Source organism: Comamonas badia DSM 17552, assembly GCF_000484635.1.
GTDB lineage: Bacteria > Pseudomonadota > Gammaproteobacteria > Burkholderiales > Burkholderiaceae_C > Comamonas_C > Comamonas_C badia.
Window position 1 is genome coordinate 362212 of sequence record NZ_AXVM01000004.1, and the last position, 18273, is coordinate 380484.

Annotated in this window: 19 protein-coding genes; 4 read left to right on the forward strand and 15 right to left on the reverse strand. The window is 66.2% G+C overall.

Going from position 1 to position 18273, the window contains the following annotated elements; genetic code table 11:
- Positions 1-10 precede the first annotated feature (10 nt).
- From mrdA to K320_RS0111010, 4 genes are read right to left on the reverse strand one after another with little or no spacing between them, the layout of a single operon-like run.
- Positions 11-1954 carry a penicillin-binding protein 2 gene (gene mrdA / locus K320_RS0110995; protein WP_024538887.1) on the reverse strand — a complete coding sequence of 648 codons (1944 nt, stop codon included), beginning with the start codon at positions 1952-1954 and terminating at the stop codon, positions 11-13.
- Positions 1954-2472: a rod shape-determining protein MreD gene (mreD, locus tag K320_RS0111000; RefSeq protein WP_024538888.1), complete on the reverse strand. Its 519-nt coding sequence runs from the start codon at positions 2470-2472 to the stop codon at positions 1954-1956. The genes mrdA and mreD overlap by 1 nt, the downstream gene beginning before the upstream one ends.
- Complete coding sequence (gene mreC / locus K320_RS0111005; protein ID WP_024538889.1) at positions 2469-3407, reverse strand: rod shape-determining protein MreC; 939 nt, start codon at positions 3405-3407, stop codon at positions 2469-2471. Before mreC ends, mreD begins: the two co-directional genes overlap by 4 nt.
- Before the next feature lie 37 nt (positions 3408-3444).
- Positions 3445-4488 carry a rod shape-determining protein gene (locus K320_RS0111010; RefSeq protein ID WP_024538890.1) on the reverse strand — a complete coding sequence of 348 codons (1044 nt, stop codon included), beginning with the start codon at positions 4486-4488 and terminating at the stop codon, positions 3445-3447.
- 203 nt (positions 4489-4691) lie between these two features.
- Between K320_RS0111010 and gatC the strand changes: the two genes are divergently transcribed.
- The 3 genes from gatC to gatB are packed head-to-tail and all read left to right on the forward strand — an operon-like array spanning position 4692 to position 7931.
- The gene (gatC, locus tag K320_RS0111015; RefSeq protein ID WP_024538891.1) at positions 4692-4991 is read left to right on the forward strand and encodes an Asp-tRNA(Asn)/Glu-tRNA(Gln) amidotransferase subunit GatC; all 300 of its coding nucleotides are present in this window, start codon (positions 4692-4694) and stop codon (positions 4989-4991) included.
- 4 nt (positions 4992-4995) lie between these two features.
- Positions 4996-6483 (forward strand): Asp-tRNA(Asn)/Glu-tRNA(Gln) amidotransferase subunit GatA, encoded by a 1488-nt coding sequence (gene gatA / locus K320_RS0111020; protein ID WP_024538892.1) that lies wholly within the window; start codon positions 4996-4998, stop codon positions 6481-6483.
- Between the two features lie 2 nt (positions 6484-6485).
- On the forward strand, positions 6486-7931 hold the full coding sequence (gene gatB / locus K320_RS0111025; protein ID WP_024538893.1) for an Asp-tRNA(Asn)/Glu-tRNA(Gln) amidotransferase subunit GatB: 1446 nt from the start codon (positions 6486-6488) through the stop codon (positions 7929-7931).
- A 36-nt stretch (positions 7932-7967) separates the two neighbouring features.
- Here the strand turns inward: gatB and K320_RS0111030 are convergent, their stop codons facing one another.
- Both K320_RS0111030 and pyrE read right to left on the reverse strand, forming a co-directional pair.
- Positions 7968-8621, reverse strand: a complete 654-nt coding sequence (locus K320_RS0111030) for a DUF4124 domain-containing protein (RefSeq protein WP_245593868.1) — start codon at positions 8619-8621, stop codon at positions 7968-7970.
- A 44-nt stretch (positions 8622-8665) separates the two neighbouring features.
- The gene (pyrE, locus tag K320_RS0111035; protein ID WP_407059761.1) at positions 8666-9358 is read right to left on the reverse strand and encodes an orotate phosphoribosyltransferase; all 693 of its coding nucleotides are present in this window, start codon (positions 9356-9358) and stop codon (positions 8666-8668) included.
- Between the two features lie 4 nt (positions 9359-9362).
- Between pyrE and K320_RS0111040 the strand changes: the two genes are divergently transcribed.
- The gene (locus K320_RS0111040; RefSeq protein ID WP_024538896.1) at positions 9363-10175 is read left to right on the forward strand and encodes an exodeoxyribonuclease III; all 813 of its coding nucleotides are present in this window, start codon (positions 9363-9365) and stop codon (positions 10173-10175) included.
- Between the two features lie 8 nt (positions 10176-10183).
- Here K320_RS0111040 and K320_RS0111045 read toward each other — a convergent pair whose 3' ends face one another.
- From K320_RS0111045 to ligA, 9 genes are all read right to left on the reverse strand, one after another.
- A complete protein-coding gene (locus K320_RS0111045; RefSeq protein ID WP_029696056.1) occupies positions 10184-11215 on the reverse strand; it encodes an aldo/keto reductase in 1032 nt (343 codons plus the stop codon).
- Entirely contained in the window at positions 11208-11948 is a 741-nt protein-coding gene (locus K320_RS0111050; protein ID WP_024538898.1) for an ABC transporter ATP-binding protein, read from the reverse strand. Before K320_RS0111050 ends, K320_RS0111045 begins: the two co-directional genes overlap by 8 nt.
- On the reverse strand, positions 11941-12690 hold the full coding sequence (locus K320_RS0111055) for an ABC transporter ATP-binding protein (protein WP_024538899.1): 750 nt from the start codon (positions 12688-12690) through the stop codon (positions 11941-11943). The genes K320_RS0111050 and K320_RS0111055 overlap by 8 nt, the downstream gene beginning before the upstream one ends.
- The gene (locus tag K320_RS0111060; RefSeq protein WP_024538900.1) at positions 12687-13736 is read right to left on the reverse strand and encodes a branched-chain amino acid ABC transporter permease; all 1050 of its coding nucleotides are present in this window, start codon (positions 13734-13736) and stop codon (positions 12687-12689) included. The genes K320_RS0111055 and K320_RS0111060 overlap by 4 nt, the downstream gene beginning before the upstream one ends.
- 9 nt (positions 13737-13745) lie before the next feature.
- Positions 13746-14600: a branched-chain amino acid ABC transporter permease gene (locus tag K320_RS0111065; RefSeq protein WP_024538901.1), complete on the reverse strand. Its 855-nt coding sequence runs from the start codon at positions 14598-14600 to the stop codon at positions 13746-13748.
- Between the two features lie 140 nt (positions 14601-14740).
- Complete coding sequence (locus tag K320_RS0111070; protein ID WP_024538902.1) at positions 14741-15919, reverse strand: ABC transporter substrate-binding protein; 1179 nt, start codon at positions 15917-15919, stop codon at positions 14741-14743.
- A 30-nt stretch (positions 15920-15949) separates the two neighbouring features.
- Positions 15950-16906, reverse strand: a complete 957-nt coding sequence (locus K320_RS0111075; RefSeq protein ID WP_024538903.1) for a Gfo/Idh/MocA family oxidoreductase — start codon at positions 16904-16906, stop codon at positions 15950-15952.
- Between the two features lie 42 nt (positions 16907-16948).
- Positions 16949-17821: a class III extradiol dioxygenase subunit beta gene (locus K320_RS0111080; RefSeq protein ID WP_024538904.1), complete on the reverse strand. Its 873-nt coding sequence runs from the start codon at positions 17819-17821 to the stop codon at positions 16949-16951.
- Position 17822: 1 nt separating this feature from the next.
- Positions 17823-18260: a protocatechuate 4,5-dioxygenase subunit alpha gene (ligA, locus tag K320_RS0111085; RefSeq protein ID WP_024538905.1), complete on the reverse strand. Its 438-nt coding sequence runs from the start codon at positions 18258-18260 to the stop codon at positions 17823-17825.
- Positions 18261-18273: the final 13 nt, after the last annotated feature.

The following is an 18273-nucleotide window of genomic DNA, read 5'->3' on the forward strand; positions in this document are numbered from 1 at the left end:
GTCGGCCGCCTCACTGGGCCGCAGGCAGCGCCACCTCGTCCGCCCGCCTGGGTGTGCCGAGCGGCACGCTCGCCTGCCCGCGCGCCACGGCGGCGATGTCTTCCTCGCTCGGGTACTGGCCCGCCAGCCAGTAGTCGAACACCCGCCGCACGATGGGCGCGGCAGCCGCGGCGCCAAAACCGGCGTTCTCCACGATCAGCGCGACTGCGATCCGCGGGTGCTCCAGCGGCGCGAAGGCGGCAAACAGCGAATGGTCGCGCTGGTGCTCCTCCAGCAGCTTGGCGTTGTACTTGACGTTCTGCCCCAGGCTCATCGCCTGCGCCGTACCGGTCTTGCCGGCCGAGGTGTAGGGCGCACCGGCAAACACGCGCCGGCCGGTACCCGCTTCATTCACCGCGGCCAAAGCATTGCGCACGATGGCAAGGTTCTTTTCCTTGAAATGCAAGTTCTCGCCGGGCGGCTCCTCCAGCGGCCTGACGGTGCCTGTGATCTGGTCCTTCACCGCCTTGGCCACGTGCGGGCGGTAGCGCGTGCCATCGTTGGCCAGCACGCTCTCGGCGACGGCCAGCTGCAGCATGGTGAAGCTGTTGTAGCCCTGGCCTATGCCGAGCGACACCGTCTCGCCCGGAAACCACTTCTTCATGTCGGCGCGCTTGTAGGCGTTTCTTTTCCACTCGGTGCTGGGCAGGATGCCGCGCACCTCGCCGCCCAGATCGATGCCGGTGCGCTGGCCAAACCCGAGAGGCGCCATGAAGTCGTGGATGGCGTTGACGCCCATGTCCACCGCCAGCGAATAGAAATAGGTGTTGCTGGAAAACTGGATGGCGCGCGTCATGTCCACGCCGCCCAGGCCGCCTTCGTGGCTGCGGAAGGTGCGCCCACCGAAGTTGTAGAAGCCCGGGTCGTTGATCACCAGCTTCGGGTCGCGCTTGCCCAGCTGCAGCGCGGCCAGCGCCATGAAGGGCTTGTAGGTGGAGCCCGGCGGATAGGTGCCGCGCAGCGCGCGGTTCAGCAGCGGCTTGTTGATCGATTCATTGAGCTGCTGCCAGTTTTCCTGGTCGATGCCGTCGACGAACAGGTTGGGGTCGAACGTGGGCTTGGAGACCAGCGCCAGCACCTCGCCGTTGCGGGGGTCGATCGCCACGAGCGCCCCGCGCCGCTCGCCGTACAGGTCTTCAATGAGCTTCTGCAGCTTGATGTCGATCGACAGGATCACCGTGTCGCCCGGGGTCGCCGGATGGTTCTCCAGCCGCCGCACCGCATAGCCGCCGGCCGAGGTCTCCAGCAGCTCGAACCCCGTCTGTCCGTGCAGCTGCGCTTCATAACTCTGTTCCACGCCGAGCTTGCCGATGTAATCGGTGCCGCGGTAATTGGCGGCATCGTCGGAGTCCTCGATGCGTTCCTTTTCTCGCTGGTTGATGCGGCCGATGTAGCCGATCACATGGCTGCCGGCCTCGCCCAGCGGGTAGGAGCGAAACAGCCGCGCCTTCACCTCGACCCCCGGGAAGCGCCAGCGCTGCGCCGCGAAGCGCGCCACCTCTTCGTCCGTGAGGCGCGTGCGCACCGGCAACGAGTCGAAGCGGCGCGACTCGTCCATCAGCCGCTTGAAGCGGCGCTTGTCGCGCGGCTGAATATCGACGATCGCCGAGAGCGCTTCTATCGTCGCATCGACATCGATGGCGCGCGAAGGCGTGATCTCCAGCGTATAGGCGGAATAGTTGGTGGCCAGCACCACGCCGTTGCGGTCCAGGATCTGCCCGCGCATCGGCACGATGGGCACCACCGCGGTGCGGTTGCTTTCGGCCTGTTCGGCCAGGTCTTCATAGCGCACCACCTGCAGCACATACAACCGCCAGGCGATGAGGGCAAACGCCAGCAGCACCAGGGCGCCCACCACCCATACCCGCAGGCGAAAGCGCCCGGCGTCCTGCTCGGCATCGCGCAGTTCTGTCATCAGAGCGGGCGGTTCTCGTCCTGGTCCGGCGGGCGCCGCTGCGGCGCCAGCAGCAGCACGCTGGCCAGCGGCCAGATCAGCGCTTCCAGCAGCGGCGCGAGCAGGCTTTGCCAGCCCGGCGCCACACCCGAACCCAGCACGCCCACGGCCACGGCCAGCAGATGGGCACCGGCAAACAGCGGCAGCAGCTGCAGTGCCTGCCACAAGGGGTTGAACCAGAGCAGACGCCGCTGCAGCGCCTGCGCGCCGAACACCAGCAGGCAATAGACCAGCGCATGCTGCCCGAGCAGCGTCGATTGGTGCACGTCGATCGCCAGCCCCAGTGCAAACGCCACCCCCATGCCCACGTAGCGTGGCTGGTGCATGCTCCAGAAGGCCAGCAGCACCATCAGCCAGTCCGGCGTCCACGTCACACGCCCCAGAGGAAGCAAATCCAGTGCCAATGCGACGAGCAAGCTGGCCACCATGAAGGCCGGGCTCACCGGCAACAGCAATTGCTGGCCCCTGGGCAGGATCATGGCCGCGCCCCCCGGTCGCTGCGCGGCGCCGTGGCCGTCGGCGCGGTGCGCGGGCTCGCCGGCGGCCGCTCGGCATCGGACTGCACGGGCTGCAGGACCATGACCTGCTGCGCGCCCTGCATCTGTGCCAGCGGCGCGCAGTAAATCCGGGCGAAGGTGGTGTCGGCACGGCGCTCGATGTGCGCCACCCGCGCCACCTGCAGCCCGGGCGGATAGACGCCGTCGACGCCACTGGTGGTCAGCAGATCGCCTTCCTGCACATCCGCATTGCCCGGCGTGAAACGCAGCTCCATGCCGCCGTCGTGGCTCACGGTCGGGTCGCCAAAGGCGATGCTGCGCGCACCCGAACGCGCATTGAGTACCGGAATGCTCTGGTCACGGTCAATGAGCAGCGTCACTTCGCTGAGCGCCGGAAACACGCGCGTGACCTGCCCGAGCACGCCGCGCGCATCCACCACCGGCGAGCCCGGCTGCACGCCCGCGAGCTGCCCCCGGTCTATCGTGACCTTGCGCGCGTACGGGTCGGGCGTGTCATAGAGCACCTCCGCGGCAATCGCCGGCGCATTGATGCGCTGGCGCAGCGCCAGCAGCTCGCGCAGCCGCGCGTTTTCATGCTGCAGTTGCTCCGTCTCACCGGCGCGCACGGCCATCTGCGCCATCTGGCGGTGCGTTTCGCGCAGCGCCTCCTGCGCGTCATCCAGCGACTGGAAATAGCCGGCGCCGCGGCCGGCAAACTCCACCGGCTGCAGCATCAGCCACTGCAAGGGGTAGAGCGCCGTGGCAACCACCTGGCGCAGCGGTTCCGTGACGTGAAAACGCGCATCCGCCACCATCAGGAAAAGCGCCAGCGCGCCATACAGCACCAGCCGCGAAAGCGCGGACGGCCCCTGCCGGAAGAACGACGGCGCCCTGCGCTCCAAGGTACCCAAAGGCATGGATGCAGCCCCCGCCCCCCGCGCCCGCCAATCCGGATCAATCGCTGGTGAAGATGCTGCCCTGGCGGTCGAGCCGATCGAGCGCCATGCCGCAGCCGCGCACCACGCAGGTCAGCGGCTCTTCGGCGACGAGCACCGGCAGACCCGTCTCTTCGGCCAGCAGGCGATCGAGGTCGCGCAGCAGCGCCCCGCCGCCCGTAAGCATCATGCCGCGCTCGGCGATGTCGGCGCCGAGCTCGGGCGGCGTCTGCTCCAGTGCATTCTTGACCGCCGAGACGATCTGGTTGAGCGGCTCGGTCAGCGCTTCCAGCACTTCGTTGGAGGAAATCGTGAAGCTGCGCGGCACGCCCTCGGAGAGGTTGCGCCCGCGCACCTCCATCTCGCGCACTTCGCTGCCCGGAAAGGCGCTGCCGATCTGCTTCTTGATGGATTCGGCCGTGGGCTCGCCGATCAGCATGCCGTAGTTGCGGCGGATGTAGTTGACGATGGAATCGTCGAAATTGTCGCCGCCGACACGCACGCTGCCCTTGTAGACCATGCCGCCGAGGGAGATCACGCCGACTTCGGTGGTGCCGCCGCCCACGTCCACCACCATGGAGCCGCTCGCCTCGTTCACCGGCAGGCCCGCGCCCAAGCCCGCGGCCATGGGCTCCTCGATCAGGTAGACCGCCGTGGCGCCCGCGGCTTCCGCGGCATCCTTGATGGCGCGGCGCTCGACCTGGGTGGAGCCGCAGGGCACGCAGATGATAATGCGCGGGCTGGGCGTGAAGACGCTGCGCGGGTGCACCATCTTGATGAACTGCTTGATCATCTGCTCGGTGATGACGAAGTCGGCGATCACGCCGTCCTTCATCGGGCGGATGGCCTCGATGTTGCCCGGCACCTTGCCGAGCATGGCCTTGGCTTCCTTGCCCACGGCCTGGATGACTTTCTTGCCATGCGGCCCGCCCTCGTGGCGGATGGCGACGACCGAGGGCTCGTCGAGGACCAGACCCTTGTCGCGGGCAAAGATCAGGGTGTTGGCCGTGCCAAGGTCAATGGCCAGATCGGTGGAAAAATACCGGCGGAATGCTCCGAACATGCAGGAATCCTTGCGGGCACGGCATGCGCGTCGGCCTGCCATCGCCGCGGTTGTCGGGTGTATGGGGTGGTTTTTCGCTCAATGACCAGCGCGGCGCGGGGTATTGCGGCAAAGCTCGGATAATACTGCATCCCTGTGTATAACTTGGCTCTCTCTACAGCCGATTGCATTGTTTTGCAAGCGGTTACGACGCCGCCCCACCCATGGCACTGACCCCCGAAGACATCACGCGCATCGCCCGGCTGGCGCGGCTTGAATTGAGCGACGCCGAAGCCGATCGCATGCGCAGCACGATCAACGATTTTTTTGGCATCGTCGCGCAGATGCAGGCGGTGGACACCACGGGCGTGAAACCCCTGGCCCACCCCCTGTCGGCCGTGCAGCAGGTAGCGCTGCGCCTGATGAACGACGCGGTGAGCGAGCCCAACGAGCGCGAAGCCTATCTCGCCAACGCCCCTGCGGCCGAGCGCGGCCTGTTCCTCGTGCCACGCGTGATCGAGTGACGCCATGAACACCGAACTGCATCAAATGGGCGTGGCCGCGCTGGCCGCGCAACTGCACCACAAACACATCAGCAGCGTGGAGGCGGCGCAGCACTTCCTGGCACGCGCGCGCCAGCGCCAGAGCCTGGCGGCCTTTCTGGCGATCGACGAAGAAGCCACCCTGACCCAGGCACGCGCGCAGGATGCGCTGATTGCCAGAGGCGAAGGCGGGCCGCTGGCGGGCGTGCCCATCGCGCACAAGGACGTCTTCGTCACGCGCGACTTCACCACCACCGCCGCCAGCAAGATGCTCGCGGGCTACCGCTCGCCGTTTGATGCCACCATCGTGCGCAATCTGGCGCAGGCCGGCTGCGTGACGCTGGGCAAGCTCGCCTGCGACGAATTCGCCATGGGCGGCGCCAGCGAGAACGTGGGCACTCCGGCCATGGGTTTTGAGGCACCGCAGCCGGTGCGCAACCCCTGGGACACCGCGCGCGTGCCCGGCGGCTCCTCGGGCGGGTCTTCGAGCGCCGTGGCCGCGCGCCTGACGCCCGCCGCCACCGGCAGCGACACCGGCGGCTCGATCCGCCAGCCCGCCGGTTTCTGCGGCATCACCGGCATCAAGCCCACCTACGGACGCGCCAGCCGCTACGGCATGATCGCCTACGCTTCGAGCCTGGACCAGGCAGGGGCGCTCGGGCGCTCTGCCGAAGACTGCGCGCTCATACTCTCCGCCATGTGCGGACCGGATGTGATGCACGACGCGACCAGCGTCGATCGCCCGGCCGAGGACTACACGCAGGCCTTGGGCCAGCCGCTTGATGGCCTGCGCATCGGCGTACCGCAGGAGTTCTTCGGTGAAGGTCTGGCCCCGGACGTACGCGCAGCCATCGACGCCGCGCTTGCCGAATACGAAAAGCTCGGCGCCCGGCGCGTGGCGATCTCGCTGCCGCGCACGCATCTCTCGGTGCCGGTCTACTACATCATCAGCCCGGCCGAGGCCAGTTCCAACCTCTCGCGCTTCGATGGCGTGCGCTACGGCCACCGCGCCGACAAGTACACCGACCTGCTGGACATGTACCAGAAGAGCCGCGCCGAGGGCTTCGGCGAGGAGGTCAAGCGCCGCATCATGATCGGCGCCTACGTGCTCTCTGCAGGCTATTACGACGCCTACTACCTGCAGGCGCAGAAGATCCGGCGCCTGATCGCCGACGACTTCCAGCAGGCGTTCAAGGCGTGCGACGTGATCGCCGGGCCCGTGGCGCCGACGGTGGCCCCCGCCATAGGCGCGCAGACCGACCCGGTGACGAACTACCTCGCGGACGTCTACACCCTGCCCGCCTCGCTCGCGGGCCTGCCCGGGCTCTCGCACCCCGTGGGCCTGGGCGCGCATGGCATGCCCGTGGGCCTGCAGCTCATCGCCAACCATTTCCAGGAAGGGCGGCTCCTGAACGCGGCGCACGCCTTCCAGCAGGCGACGGACTTTCACCTGCGCCAGCCCGAGGGTTTCTGAACATGACCACACCACTCATCGCAGGCTACGAAGTCGTGATCGGCTTCGAGACGCACACCCAGCTGGCCACCGTCTCCAAGATTTTCAGCCGCGCCTCCACGGCTTTTGGCGCCGAACCCAACACGCACACCAGCCCGGTCGATCTGGCGCTGCCTGGCGCACTGCCGGTGATGAACCGGAAGGCAGTGGAATGCGCTATCAAATTGGGATTGGCACTCGGCTCCCACATTGCGCCAGAGAGCATTTTTGCGCGCAAGAATTATTTCTACCCTGATCTGCCCAAGGGCTACCAGATCAGCCAGTTCGAGATTCCCGTGGTGCAGGGCGGCAGCGTCTCGTTCTACCTCGGCGAGGAAAAGAAGACCGTGCGCCTGGTGCGCGCGCACCTGGAGGAAGACGCGGGCAAGAGCCTGCACGAGGACTTCATCGGCCAGTCCGGGATCGACCTGAACCGCGCGGGCACGCCGCTGCTGGAGATCGTGACCGAGCCGGACATGCATTCGAGCGCCGAAGCCGTGGCCTATGCCAAGGCGCTGCACCAGATCGTCACCTGGATAGGCATCTGCGACGGCAACATGCAGGAAGGTTCGTTTCGCTGCGATGCCAACGTCTCGGTGAGGAAGCCCGGCGAGCCGCTGGGCACACGCCGCGAGATCAAGAACCTGAATTCGTTCAAGAACATGCAGCTGGCGATCGACTACGAGATCCGCTGGCAGATCGAGCAGCTCGAAGACGGCCACGCGATCCGCCAGGCCACGGTGCTGTTCAACCCCGACACCGGCGAAACGCGCGCCATGCGCACCAAGGAAGACGCCGCCGATTACCGCTACTTCCCCGACCCCGACCTGCCGCCCCTGGTGATTGCCGAGGACTGGATTGCGCAGGTGAAGGCCGGCATGCCCGAGCTGCCGCAGCACATGGCCGCGCGTTTTGTAGAGCAGTACAACCTGCCCGAATACGACGCCACCACGCTCACGCAGAGCCGGGCGATGGCGGCCTACTTCGAAGAGACAGCGCAGGCCTGCGGCCAGGCCAAGCTGGCGAGCAACTGGGTGATGGGCGAGATTTCGCGGCGCCTGAACCTCGAAGAGATCACCATGGAGGCGGTCAAGGTTTCGAGCCTCCAGCTGGCGCAGCTCATCACCCGCATCCACGACGGCACGATCTCCAACAACGCGGGCAAGCAGGTGTTCGAGGCGCTGTGGAGCGGCGAAGGCAGCGACGTCGATGCGCTGATCGCCGCCAAGGGCCTCAAGCAGATGAACGACAGCGGCGCGCTGGAGGCAATCATCGCCGAGGTGATCGCCGCCAACCCCGCCAACGTCGAGCAGTTCAAGGCGGGCAAAGACAAGGCCTTCAATGCCCTGGTCGGCCAGGCCATGAAAGCGAGCAAGGGTAAGGCCAACCCGCAGCAGGTCAACGAGCTTTTAAAGGCCAAATTGGCCTGAACCACTTGACCAGCAAGCGTCAGGAGCTATCAAAATTCAGTTTCTTGCAGCGGGGGGCAGCAGCGTCTCCTGCGCTGCCCGCTGCTGCGCCCAAAGCACGCGCAGCTTGGCCAGCTCGGCATCGAAGCGCTCGTTGATGCGCTGCTTTTCCTGCTGCTGCGCCGCGATGAAACGCTCCTGCTCCTCGATCGCATGGTCGCTGTCGGCGAATTGCCGCTGCAGCTTCACGGGGGCCTTGTACAGCGCGCCGCTGTAGAACTGCAGTTCCTCGTCCAGCGCCTTGCGATCGGTGCGCAGATCGGTGATGCGCTTTCTCGCCACGGCGATGACTTCATCGACCTGGGCGAGCGCCTGTTCACGCTCGGCCTGGTGCGCAGCCTGATCGGGGTAGCGCGTGATCAGCACCCGCTCGGCGCGGCGCTCGGCGAGCACGCGCGCTTTCTCCTGTGCCTGCTTGCGCCGCTGCGCTTCCTGCGCAGAGCGCTCATGCTCCGTCAGGGACGGGCCTATGCGCCGGCGCTCGGCGCCGGTCGCGTCCAGCACCCGCTGTTCACGGTCATTGCATTCGGGAATCAGGCGATCGGACGTCAGCTTCTTGCCGTTCTTGTCGATGCAGGTATAGACCTCGCCCGCTCCGCCCGTGGTCTGCGCGAACACCGTGACACCCACACTCGCCGCAAGCACCACCATCCATAACCTACGCCCATGCGCCATTGCCACGCTGCCGCCCTTCCTCAATCCGCGACGCCGTAGCGTGCACGATAGGCCTCAACCCGTTCGCGATGCGCCTGCATCCGCGCATCGCCCCCGTTCACGGACAGATAATGCAGCAAATCCCCCAGATTGGCGATAGCGCAGACCTGCATGCCAAGCGCCTGGCGCACATACTGCACCGCGCTGTGCGGCACATCCTGGCCGTTTTCCGTGGCCATTTCCTGCCGATCCAGCGCGATCGCCATCGCATGCGGCGTGGCGCCGGCACCACGAATCAGCGCAATGGCCTCGCGCGCGGCGGTGCCGGCACTCATCACGTCATCAACGATGAGCACGCGCCCTTGCAGCGGCGCGCCCACCAGCGTCCCGCCCTCGCCGTGGTCCTTGGCCTCCTTGCGGTTGTAGGCAAACGGCACATTGCGCCCCAGGCGCGCGAGTTCGATCGCCACGCTGCTGGCCAGCACGATGCCCTTGTAGGCCGGGCCGAAGACCATGTCGAACCCGATGCCGCTGGCGAGCAGCGCCTGTGCATAGAATTGCGCCAGCCGCCCCAGCCGGGCGCCATCATTGAACAGGCCCGCGTTGAAGAAATACGGGCTCATGCGCCCGGCCTTGGTCTTGAACTCGCCAAAGCGCAGCACGCCGCATTCGAGCGCAAAGCGCACAAACTCCTGCGCCAGGCGCTCCTGATCCGTCGCTTGCACAGAACCCATCGCCATGCCCACTCCTCGTTTCATTCTGACCAGCCTGAACCTCAACGGCATCCGCTCCGCCACCAGCAAGGGGCTGGAACCGTGGCTGCTGACCAGGCGCCCGGATTGTATTTGCGTGCAGGAGCTCAAGGCCCAGGCCGGTGACGTGCAAGACCGCTTCGAAGTGCTTGCCGGGTTGAAAGGACACTTTCAGTTTGCCGAGAAAAAGGGCTATTCCGGCGTCGGCATCTACACCCGCCATGAGCCGAGCGATGTCGTCATCGGTTTTGACGCGGGCGAATTCGATGCCGAAGGGCGCCTGGTCGAGCTGCGCTTCGACACCCCGGCGCGCAAGCTGTCCATCCTGAGCGCCTACTTCCCCAGCGGCTCCTCCGGGGAAGACCGGCAGCAGGCCAAGTACCGCTTTCTGGATGCGATGGCCCCGCACCTGGCGCGCCTGCAAAGCGAGCGCGAGTTCATCCTCTGCGGCGATCTCAACATCGCGCACCAGCAGATCGACCTGAAAAACTGGCGCGGCAACCAGAAAAACAGTGGCTTTCTGCCCGAGGAGCGCGCCTGGATGACGGCGCGGCTCTCGGCCGGCGCGACGGCAGCGCTGGTGGATGTTTACCGCCGCCTGCACCCCGATACGACCGATGCCTGCTACACATGGTGGAGCAATCGCGGCCAGGCCTGGGCCAACAACGTGGGGTGGCGGCTGGACTACCACCTCGCGACGCAGCAGATTGCTCCCCTGGCGCGCAACGTTTCGATTTACAAGGACGAGCGCTTCTCGGACCACGCACCGATCACGGTGGAGTACGCCTTCGCGCTTTGATCCGGAACTCAGGTTTGCTCGAAGGCAAATTTCTCGGTATCCACCTCGCGCTGTCCGGTGAGCGCATAGCGGTCACCCTCGATGCGTTCGGGGGCAAACAGAGTGCCGAGCTCATCCAGGGTCAAGGGATCGAGCGCGATCGCCGCGGCGCCCAGGTTCTCGTGCAGGTGCGCCACCCGCGTGGTGCCCGGCAGCGCAACCACGTGCCCGCCCTGGTGCAGCAGCCAGGCCAGCGCCAGCTGCGCGCGCGTGCAGCCCAGGCGCTCGGCGACCGTCTGCAAGGGCGCGAGCAGCCGGTGGTTGCGCGCGAACACCTCCGGGGCAAAGCGCGGCATCTTCACGCGCAGGTCGCCGCCGTCAAGCCCCTGCACGTCGGTCATCGCGCCGGTGAGAAAACCGCGCCCGAGCGCGCTGAAGGCGACATAGGCCACGCCCAGCTCGGCGCACGCCGCGAGCGTGCCGAGCTCGGCATTGCGCGACCAGAGCGAATACTCGCTCTGCAGCGCGGCGATGGGGTGCTCCGCATGGGCCCGGCGCAAGGTGGCGGCACTGACTTCGGACAGGCCCAGCGCGCGGATCTTGCCCTCGTCCTTGAGCCGTGCCATCGCGCCCACCGACTCTTCAATCGGCACGCGCCGGTCCCAGCGGTGCAGGTAGTACAGATCGATCACGTCGGTGCCCAGGCGCTGGAGGCTGGCCTCGCAATGGCGCCGGATCGCCTCGGGGCGGCCGTCCATCACGCGGCGCAGCACGCCATCCTCGCCGGGCTCACCCGCCAGCCCGCCCTTGCTGGCCAGCGTGATGTGCTGGCGATGGGGCTTGAGCACCGGGCCGACCAGCGATTCGTTGGCGCCAAAGCCGTAGAGCGCGGCGGTGTCGAACAACGTGACCCCGGCATCCAGCGCCGCATGCAGCAGCGCCTTGGCCTGCGCTGCGTCGGCGCGCTGGCCGTAGCCATGGCTCAGCCCCATGCAGCCCAGCGCGATGGCTCCGACGCCGAACGGGCCGATCGCCCTTTGCGGCAGGGATGTATCAGGCATGCGTCACCTCCCCCTGGCCGCTGCCGGCGCTTGACCCCGCGCCCAGCCAGCCATCAAGCCTGGCGCCATCGGCCAGCAAGGCATCGCTGGAACCAAAGTAAACACCGCGTCCACGCTCCAGCACCAGTGCGCTCTGCGTGATCGGCAGGATCTGGCGCGCGTGCTGCTCGACCAGAATCACCGCCATGCTGCCCTCCAGCACCATGCCGTGGATGATGTGCAGCAGTTCCTGCGCGATCAGCGGCGCCAGGCCCTCCAGCGGTTCGTCGAGCAGCAGCATCTTCGGGTTGAGCATCAGCGCGCGGCCGATGGCCAGCATCTGGCGCTCGCCGCCCGAGAGCTGGTTGCCCATGTTGCCGCGGCGCTCGCGCAGGCGCGGGAACACGCCGTAGACGCGCTCCAGCGTCCACGCGCCCGGCCGCGCCACCACCGTCAGGTTTTCCTCCACGGTGAGCGACTCGAACACGTCGCGCTGCTGCGGCACCCAGCCCAGACCCAGGTGCGCGCGCTGGTGGCTGGGCATCCGGGTGATGTCCACGCCATTGAAGGCAATGCGGCCACGGCGCAGACGCGTGGCGCCCATCAGCGTGGTGAGCAAGGTGGTCTTGCCCATGCCGTTGCGCCCAAGCAGCGCCAGGCTGCCCCCGGCCGGGATGCCGAAGCTCTGGTCTTCGAGCACGATGGCGTCGCCGTAGCCGGCCCAGACGCCTTCCACCTGCAGCAGATCAGTCATGGGCTTCTCCCAGGTAGACCTCGCGCACCTTGGGGTGGCTGGCGATGACGTCGGGCGTGTCTTCCAGCAGCAGCGCGCCCGAGACCAGCACCGAGATGCGCTCGGCAAAGCGGAACACCAGGTCCATGTCGTGCTCGATCAGAAGGATGGTCACGTCGCGCGGCAATTGCGCGATCACGTCGAACAGTTCCCGGCTCTCGCTCGTGGGCACGCCGGCGGCGGGTTCGTCGAGCAGCAGCACCTTGGGGTGCTGCGCCAGCGCCAGCGCGATTTCGATCAGGCGCTGGCGGCCATAGGCCAGGTTGCGCGTCGCTTCGTAGGCATCGGGCAGCAGGCCCAGGCGCTGCAGGATGGCGGCGGCCTCGTCCACCGCTTCGCCACGTGCCGCCAGCGGCTTGAACCAGCTGCCCCCCAGCCGCAAACGTTCGCTGACCGAGAGCGCCACCGATTCGAGCACCGTCATGTCGGCGAACAGCTGGTTGATCTGGAAGGTGCGCACCAGGCCGCGGCGGCAGCGCGCGTACTGAGCCATCGCGGTCACGTCCTCGCCCAGCAGCGTGACGCGGCCTTCGGTGGGCGCGAGGTAGCCCGTCAGCAGGTTGATCAGCGTGGTCTTGCCCGCGCCGTTGGGGCCGATGAGCGCGTGGCGCGCGCCCGCCTCCACCTTCAGGCTCACATGGTCGGTGGCGACGAAGCCGCCAAACCGGCGCACCAGCTCATGGGTTTGCAGCACGGTGCTCATGCGCGGCCTTCCTGCTGGCGGTTGCGCGCCTTCTGGCGCCGCGCCTCCTGCCACTTCGCTGCGGTGCCCAGAATGCCGCCGCGCGCGAACATCACCAGCAGCACCAGCGCCAGGCCCAGCCAGAACTGCCAGTACTGCGGGTTCATGTCCGACAGGAAATGCTTGGCCACGATGAACACGATGGCGCCGATCAGCCCGCCGTAGAGCCGTCCGGTGCCGCCCAGAATCAGAATGAGCAGCAGATCGGCGGAGTTCTCGAAGCCCAGCACCGAGAGCGAGACGAACTGGTTGGTCTGCGCCAGCACCGCACCCGCCACACCCGCATAGGCCGCGCCCAGGGTGTAGACCGCCACCAGCCGGTGGTTCACCGGCACCCCCAGCGCCGGCATGCGCTGCGCATTCATCTGGATGCCGCGCAGGCTCTGGCCGAACGGCGAATGCACGATGCGCCGGGCCACCCAGAACAGCACGAACAGCACCACCACCGCATAGACGTAGCCGGTGCGGCCATACAGATCGAACGCGAACAGGCCCAGGATGGGTTTGATCTCTATGCCCGGAATGCCATCCACGCCGCCGGTGATGCTGCTGAACTTGTTGGCCAATTCATAGAGCATCAAGGCCACGCCCAGCGTCACCATCAGCCGCGCCAAGTCGCTGCCGCGCAGCAGCAGGAAGCTGCTGAAGAACCCCAGGATGGCCGCGCATACCGCGGCCAGCAGCAGGCCAGTGAGTGGATCGCCCATGCCTTGGAGGCCCAGCAGCCCCACGGTGTAGGCACCGACGCCAAAGAACGCCGCATGGCCCAGCGAGATGATGCCGGCGTAGCCGAAGATCAGATCGAGCGAGAGCGCGAACAGGCTGGTGACCGCGATCTGGCTCAGCAGCAGGTAATTGCCGGGAAACAGGAAGTACGCCGCGACGGGCAGGCACCAGAACAGGTATTCCAGCGGTTTCCAGCGCGCCGACTGGCGAAAGCGCTGCAGCGTCTCATGCAGATCCGCGGGACGGGCCGGCGGCATCGACGATGTCACGGAAGAGCTCATGTCTGCGTCTCAGTGTTTAGCGCGGCCGAACAGGCCTTGCGGGCGGAAGATCAGGATCACGACCATGATCGCGTAGATGATGAAGGCGCCGATCTGCGGCATGTAGTATTTGCCGGCCACATCGGCCACGCCCAGCAGCAGCGCGGCCCAGAGCGAGCCCAGGATGTTGCCGCCCCCGCCGACGGTGACGACGATCAGGAAGTACACGAGGTATTTCACCGGAAACTCCGGGTCCAGCCCCAGCATCTCCACCCCGAGCGCGCCGCCCAGGCCCGCCAGCGCCGAGCCGAGGGCGAAGGTGAGCATGAACACCCGGTTCACGTCTATGCCCAGGCCGCGCGCGGTGCGCTGGTTGTCCACCGCGGCGCGCAGGCGCGCACCGAACGAGGTGCGGATCACCGACCACTGCAGCGCCACCGCGACGATGATGCCCGCGATCACCAGGAACAGCCGGTACACGCCGATGTCCACCCCAGGCAGGTGAATCTGCCCCGAAAGGAACGCCGGCAGGTGCAGCGGCTGCTGGCGCGCGCCGAAGAAATAATGCGTCGCCGCCACCGCCATGAACACCAGGCCGAGCGAAAACAGCACCTGGTCCAGGTCGGAGGCCTCGTAGAGCCTGCGGTACAGCAGCCGCTCCAGCACCACGCCGACCAGGCCCGGCACGATGATGGCGAACGGGATGGTTGCCAGAAAGGGCACGCCCCAGTCATTGAGCAGCACCACGCAGACATAGCCGCCGACCATCGCGAACACGCCATGCGCGAGGTTGACGAAGTTCATCAGCCCGAGCGTGACCGACAGGCCCACGCTGATGAGGAACAGCAGCATGCCAAAGGCGATTCCGTCAAAAATGATCGTCATATTGGTTTATCCGTGTTCACATCTCGCGTCAAATGACAGAATGACCGCCGGCTGGCGCCGACATGACGCAATGACGGCGGGTCACCGTCATGCGCCGCAAGGCGAGTCTTCAAAGCGCAGCGCGGTCATTCCGTCATGGATCACTTCGCTCCCTTGCCCGGATCCTTGACGGCCGGGAAGGTGGCGAACTCGACGTTCTGCAGCGTGCCGTTCACGTTCTCCAGTTTGCGGATGTACTCGTTCTGGATCACGTCGCGCGTCTCGGGGTCGATCTGCACCGGGCCGCGCGGGCTCACCCATTTCATGCCCTTGGCGGCCGCCACGAAGGCATCGCCGCTGGCATCGCCCTTGGTCTGCTCCAGCACCTTGTAGATCAGCTGCATGCCGTCGTAGCCGCCGACCGACATGAAGTTGGGCCGGTCCTTGGGGAAGGCCTTGAGGTAGGCCGCCGTGTAGGCCTTGTTCTCGGGCGAATCGTGCGCCTGCGAATAGTGGAAGGCGGTGATCAGCCCCTGCGCCGAATTGCCCATGGCGGCCAGCTCGTTCTCGTCGGTCAGGTCGCCCGGGCCGATGGCCTGGATGCCGGCCTTGTCCAGCCCCAGCTCGCGAAAGCCCTTCATCAGCGCCACCATCGAGCTGCCCGGCGGCACGAAGGTGAACATGGCATTGGCCTTGGAATCCTTCACGCGCTCCAGGTAGGCCGCGTAGTCGGCGGTGTTCACCGGCGTACGCACCTCGCCGACGATCTTGCCGCCCAGCTCGGTGAAGGTCTTCTTGAACTGCTGCTCGGCATCGTGCCCGGGGCCGTAGTCGGCCACCAGGGTGTAGGCCGATTTGATGTTGTTCTCGGCCGCCCATTTGGCCATGGCCCAGGCGCCCTGCGGCAGCGTCATGGACACGCGCACGATGTAGGGCGACTTCTCGGTGACCGAGGAGGTGGCCGCGTTCATCACGATCATCGGCACCTTGCCCTGGGTGGCCAGCGGCGCGGCGGAGAAGGCGTTGGGCGTGAGATCAAAGCCCGCGAGGATGTCCACCTTGTCGTTGACCAGCAACTCCTGCGCCACGCGCTTGGCCACCTGAGGCGCCATGCCGGTATCGTCCTTGACGATGAGTTTCACCTTGCGCCCGGCGACCGTGTCGCCATGCTCGGCCATGTACACGTCTATGCCGTGCTTGATCTGCTTGCCGTAGTCGGCAAACGGGCCGGATACCGACAGCACCAGGCCTATGGTGAGGTCCTTGGCCTGCACCAGGCCGGCCGTGGCCAGCGCAGTCGCCACCAGCGTGGCCTTGAGAACGGTCTTTGCAAATCGCATGGAAGTCTCCTGGGGTGAAAAAACAAGGGGTCAGTCCGCCAGCTGGCGCTCAAGATCGTGCAGCACCCGGTAGCAGGCAAACACGCTCTGCACACTGGCATTGGGTTCGCGCCCTTCGCGGATGGCGGCGAAGAATTCACGGTCCTGCAGTTCGATGCCGTTCATCGACACCGCTACCTGGCTGACGTCGATTTTCTCTTCCTTGCCATTGAACAAGTCGTCGTAGCGCGCGATGTAGGTGCCGGTGTCGCCAATGTAGCGAAAGAACGTGCCCAGCGGCCCGTCGTTGTTGAAGCTCAAGCTGAGCGTGCAGATGGCGCCGTTGGCTGCCTTGAGCTGGATGCTCATGTCCATCGCAATGCCCAGCTGCGGATGGATGGGGCCCTGCACGGCGTTGGCCTTCACGATCGGGCGGCCCGCCTGCCAGGCGAACAGGTCCACGGTATGCGCGGCGTGGTGCCACAGCAGATGGTCGGTCCAGGAACGCGGCTGGCCCAGCGCATTCATGTTGGTGCGGCGAAAGAAATAGGTCTGCACATCCATCTGCTGGATATGAAACTCGCCCGCCGTGATCTTGTGGTGCACCCACTGGTGGCTGGGGTTGAAGCGGCGCGTGTGGCCGACCATCGCCACCTTGCCCGCCTGCTGCTGCGCATCGACCACCTTCTGGCCGTCGGCCAGCTTGTCGCACAGCGGAATTTCCACTTGCACATGCTTGCCCGCCTGCAGGCACTGGATGGCCTGCGCGGCGTGCATCTGCGTGGGCGTGCAGAGAATCACGGCATCCACCTCGGGCAGCGCCAGGCTTTCGGCCAGATCGGTGGTGACATGCGCGATGCCGTACTTGGCGGCCACCTCGCGGGTCTTGTCCAGATCGCGGCTGACCAGCGAGACCACCTGCACGCCATCGATGTTCCTGATGCCGTCCAGGTGCTTGATGCCAAAGGCCCCGGCGCCCGCCAGCGCCACTTTGATGGTTGAACTCATGACTCTTCCTTTGATAGCTGCTTGCACTGATGCATCAAGCGTTCAAGCCTGATTTTGCAATATAAGATGGCCCACGGCGGTATTGGACGCCGGCACATGGTAAAAGCGGTGCAGCACCTTGGGCAGCGGCTTGGCGCAATCCACATCCGCCATCGCGCCACGCGCGATCAGCCACATCACCAACTCTATGCCTTCGCTGCCGGCTTCGCGCACGTATTCGATGTGCGGGATTTCCGAAAGGCCCACGGGGTTCTCGGTCAAGAGATCCAGAAAGCGGTTGTCCCAGGCCTTGTTGATGAGCCCGGCGCGCGCGCCCTGCAGCTGGTGGCTCATGCCGCCGGTGCCCCAGATCTGCACGTTCAGATCGCCGTCGTAGCTCTCGATCGCCTTGCGGATCGCGCGGCCCAGGTTCAGGCAGCGCTGGCCCGAGGGCACGGGGTACTGCACCACGTTCACCGCCAGCGGAATCACCGGGCAGGGCCAGGCGTCCTTCTTCGGGTCCTTCTCGCCGCACATCAGCGACAGCGGCACCGTGAGGCCGTGGTCCACATCCATCCTGTTGATGATGGTGAGGTCAAAGTCCTGCTGGATCACGCTCTGCGCGATGTGGCTGGCAAGCTCCGGATGGCCGATCACCTTGGGCACCGGGCGCGGACCCCAGCCTTCGTCGGCCACCTGGTACTCGGCGGCGGTGCCCAGGGCGAAGGTCGGAATCATGTCCAGGCTGAAGGCCGTGGCGTGGTCGTTGTAGACCAGCAGAATCACGTCCGGTGTATTTTCCCTGAGCCACTGGCGCGAGAAGTCGTAACCGGCGAACAGCGGCTGCCAATAGGGCTCGTGCGTCTTGCCCAGGTCCATGGCCGCGCCTATGGCCGGCACATGCGAGGTGTAGACGGATGCGGTGATGCGTGCCATGTCAGTGTCCTTTCGCCGCGTGGCCCTGGGGCTGGTGCTGCGGCTGTGCGTCGCCGTCTTCACCCAGGTAACGGTTGCCTTCGGCCGAGCGGCCGCCCGCGACCATCATGGCGCGGTATTCGTCCTCGGTCATGCCGGTCATCGAGCCCGCCATCTGCTGGAAGCTCAGGCCATCGGTCGCGCCAATGCGCGCGAGAAAGTAGATGTTGCCCCCGGTGCGCATGCACCAGTTCAGATCGCGCGCGAGCACGGCCTTCTTCTGTTCCTCGGTCATGGCCCATTCGTCGAGGTAGGCGCGCTCGTTGGCCTTGAAGCGCTGGCGGTTTTCGGGCTTCATCAGCGAGACGCAGAACTGGTTGAGCCAGTAGCCTCTGCGTGATTGCTCGGCATCGAAAATGATCGTGCCGGGCACGTCAAGGTAGGGTTTATCCAGAGCCATTGCAAACTCCTTG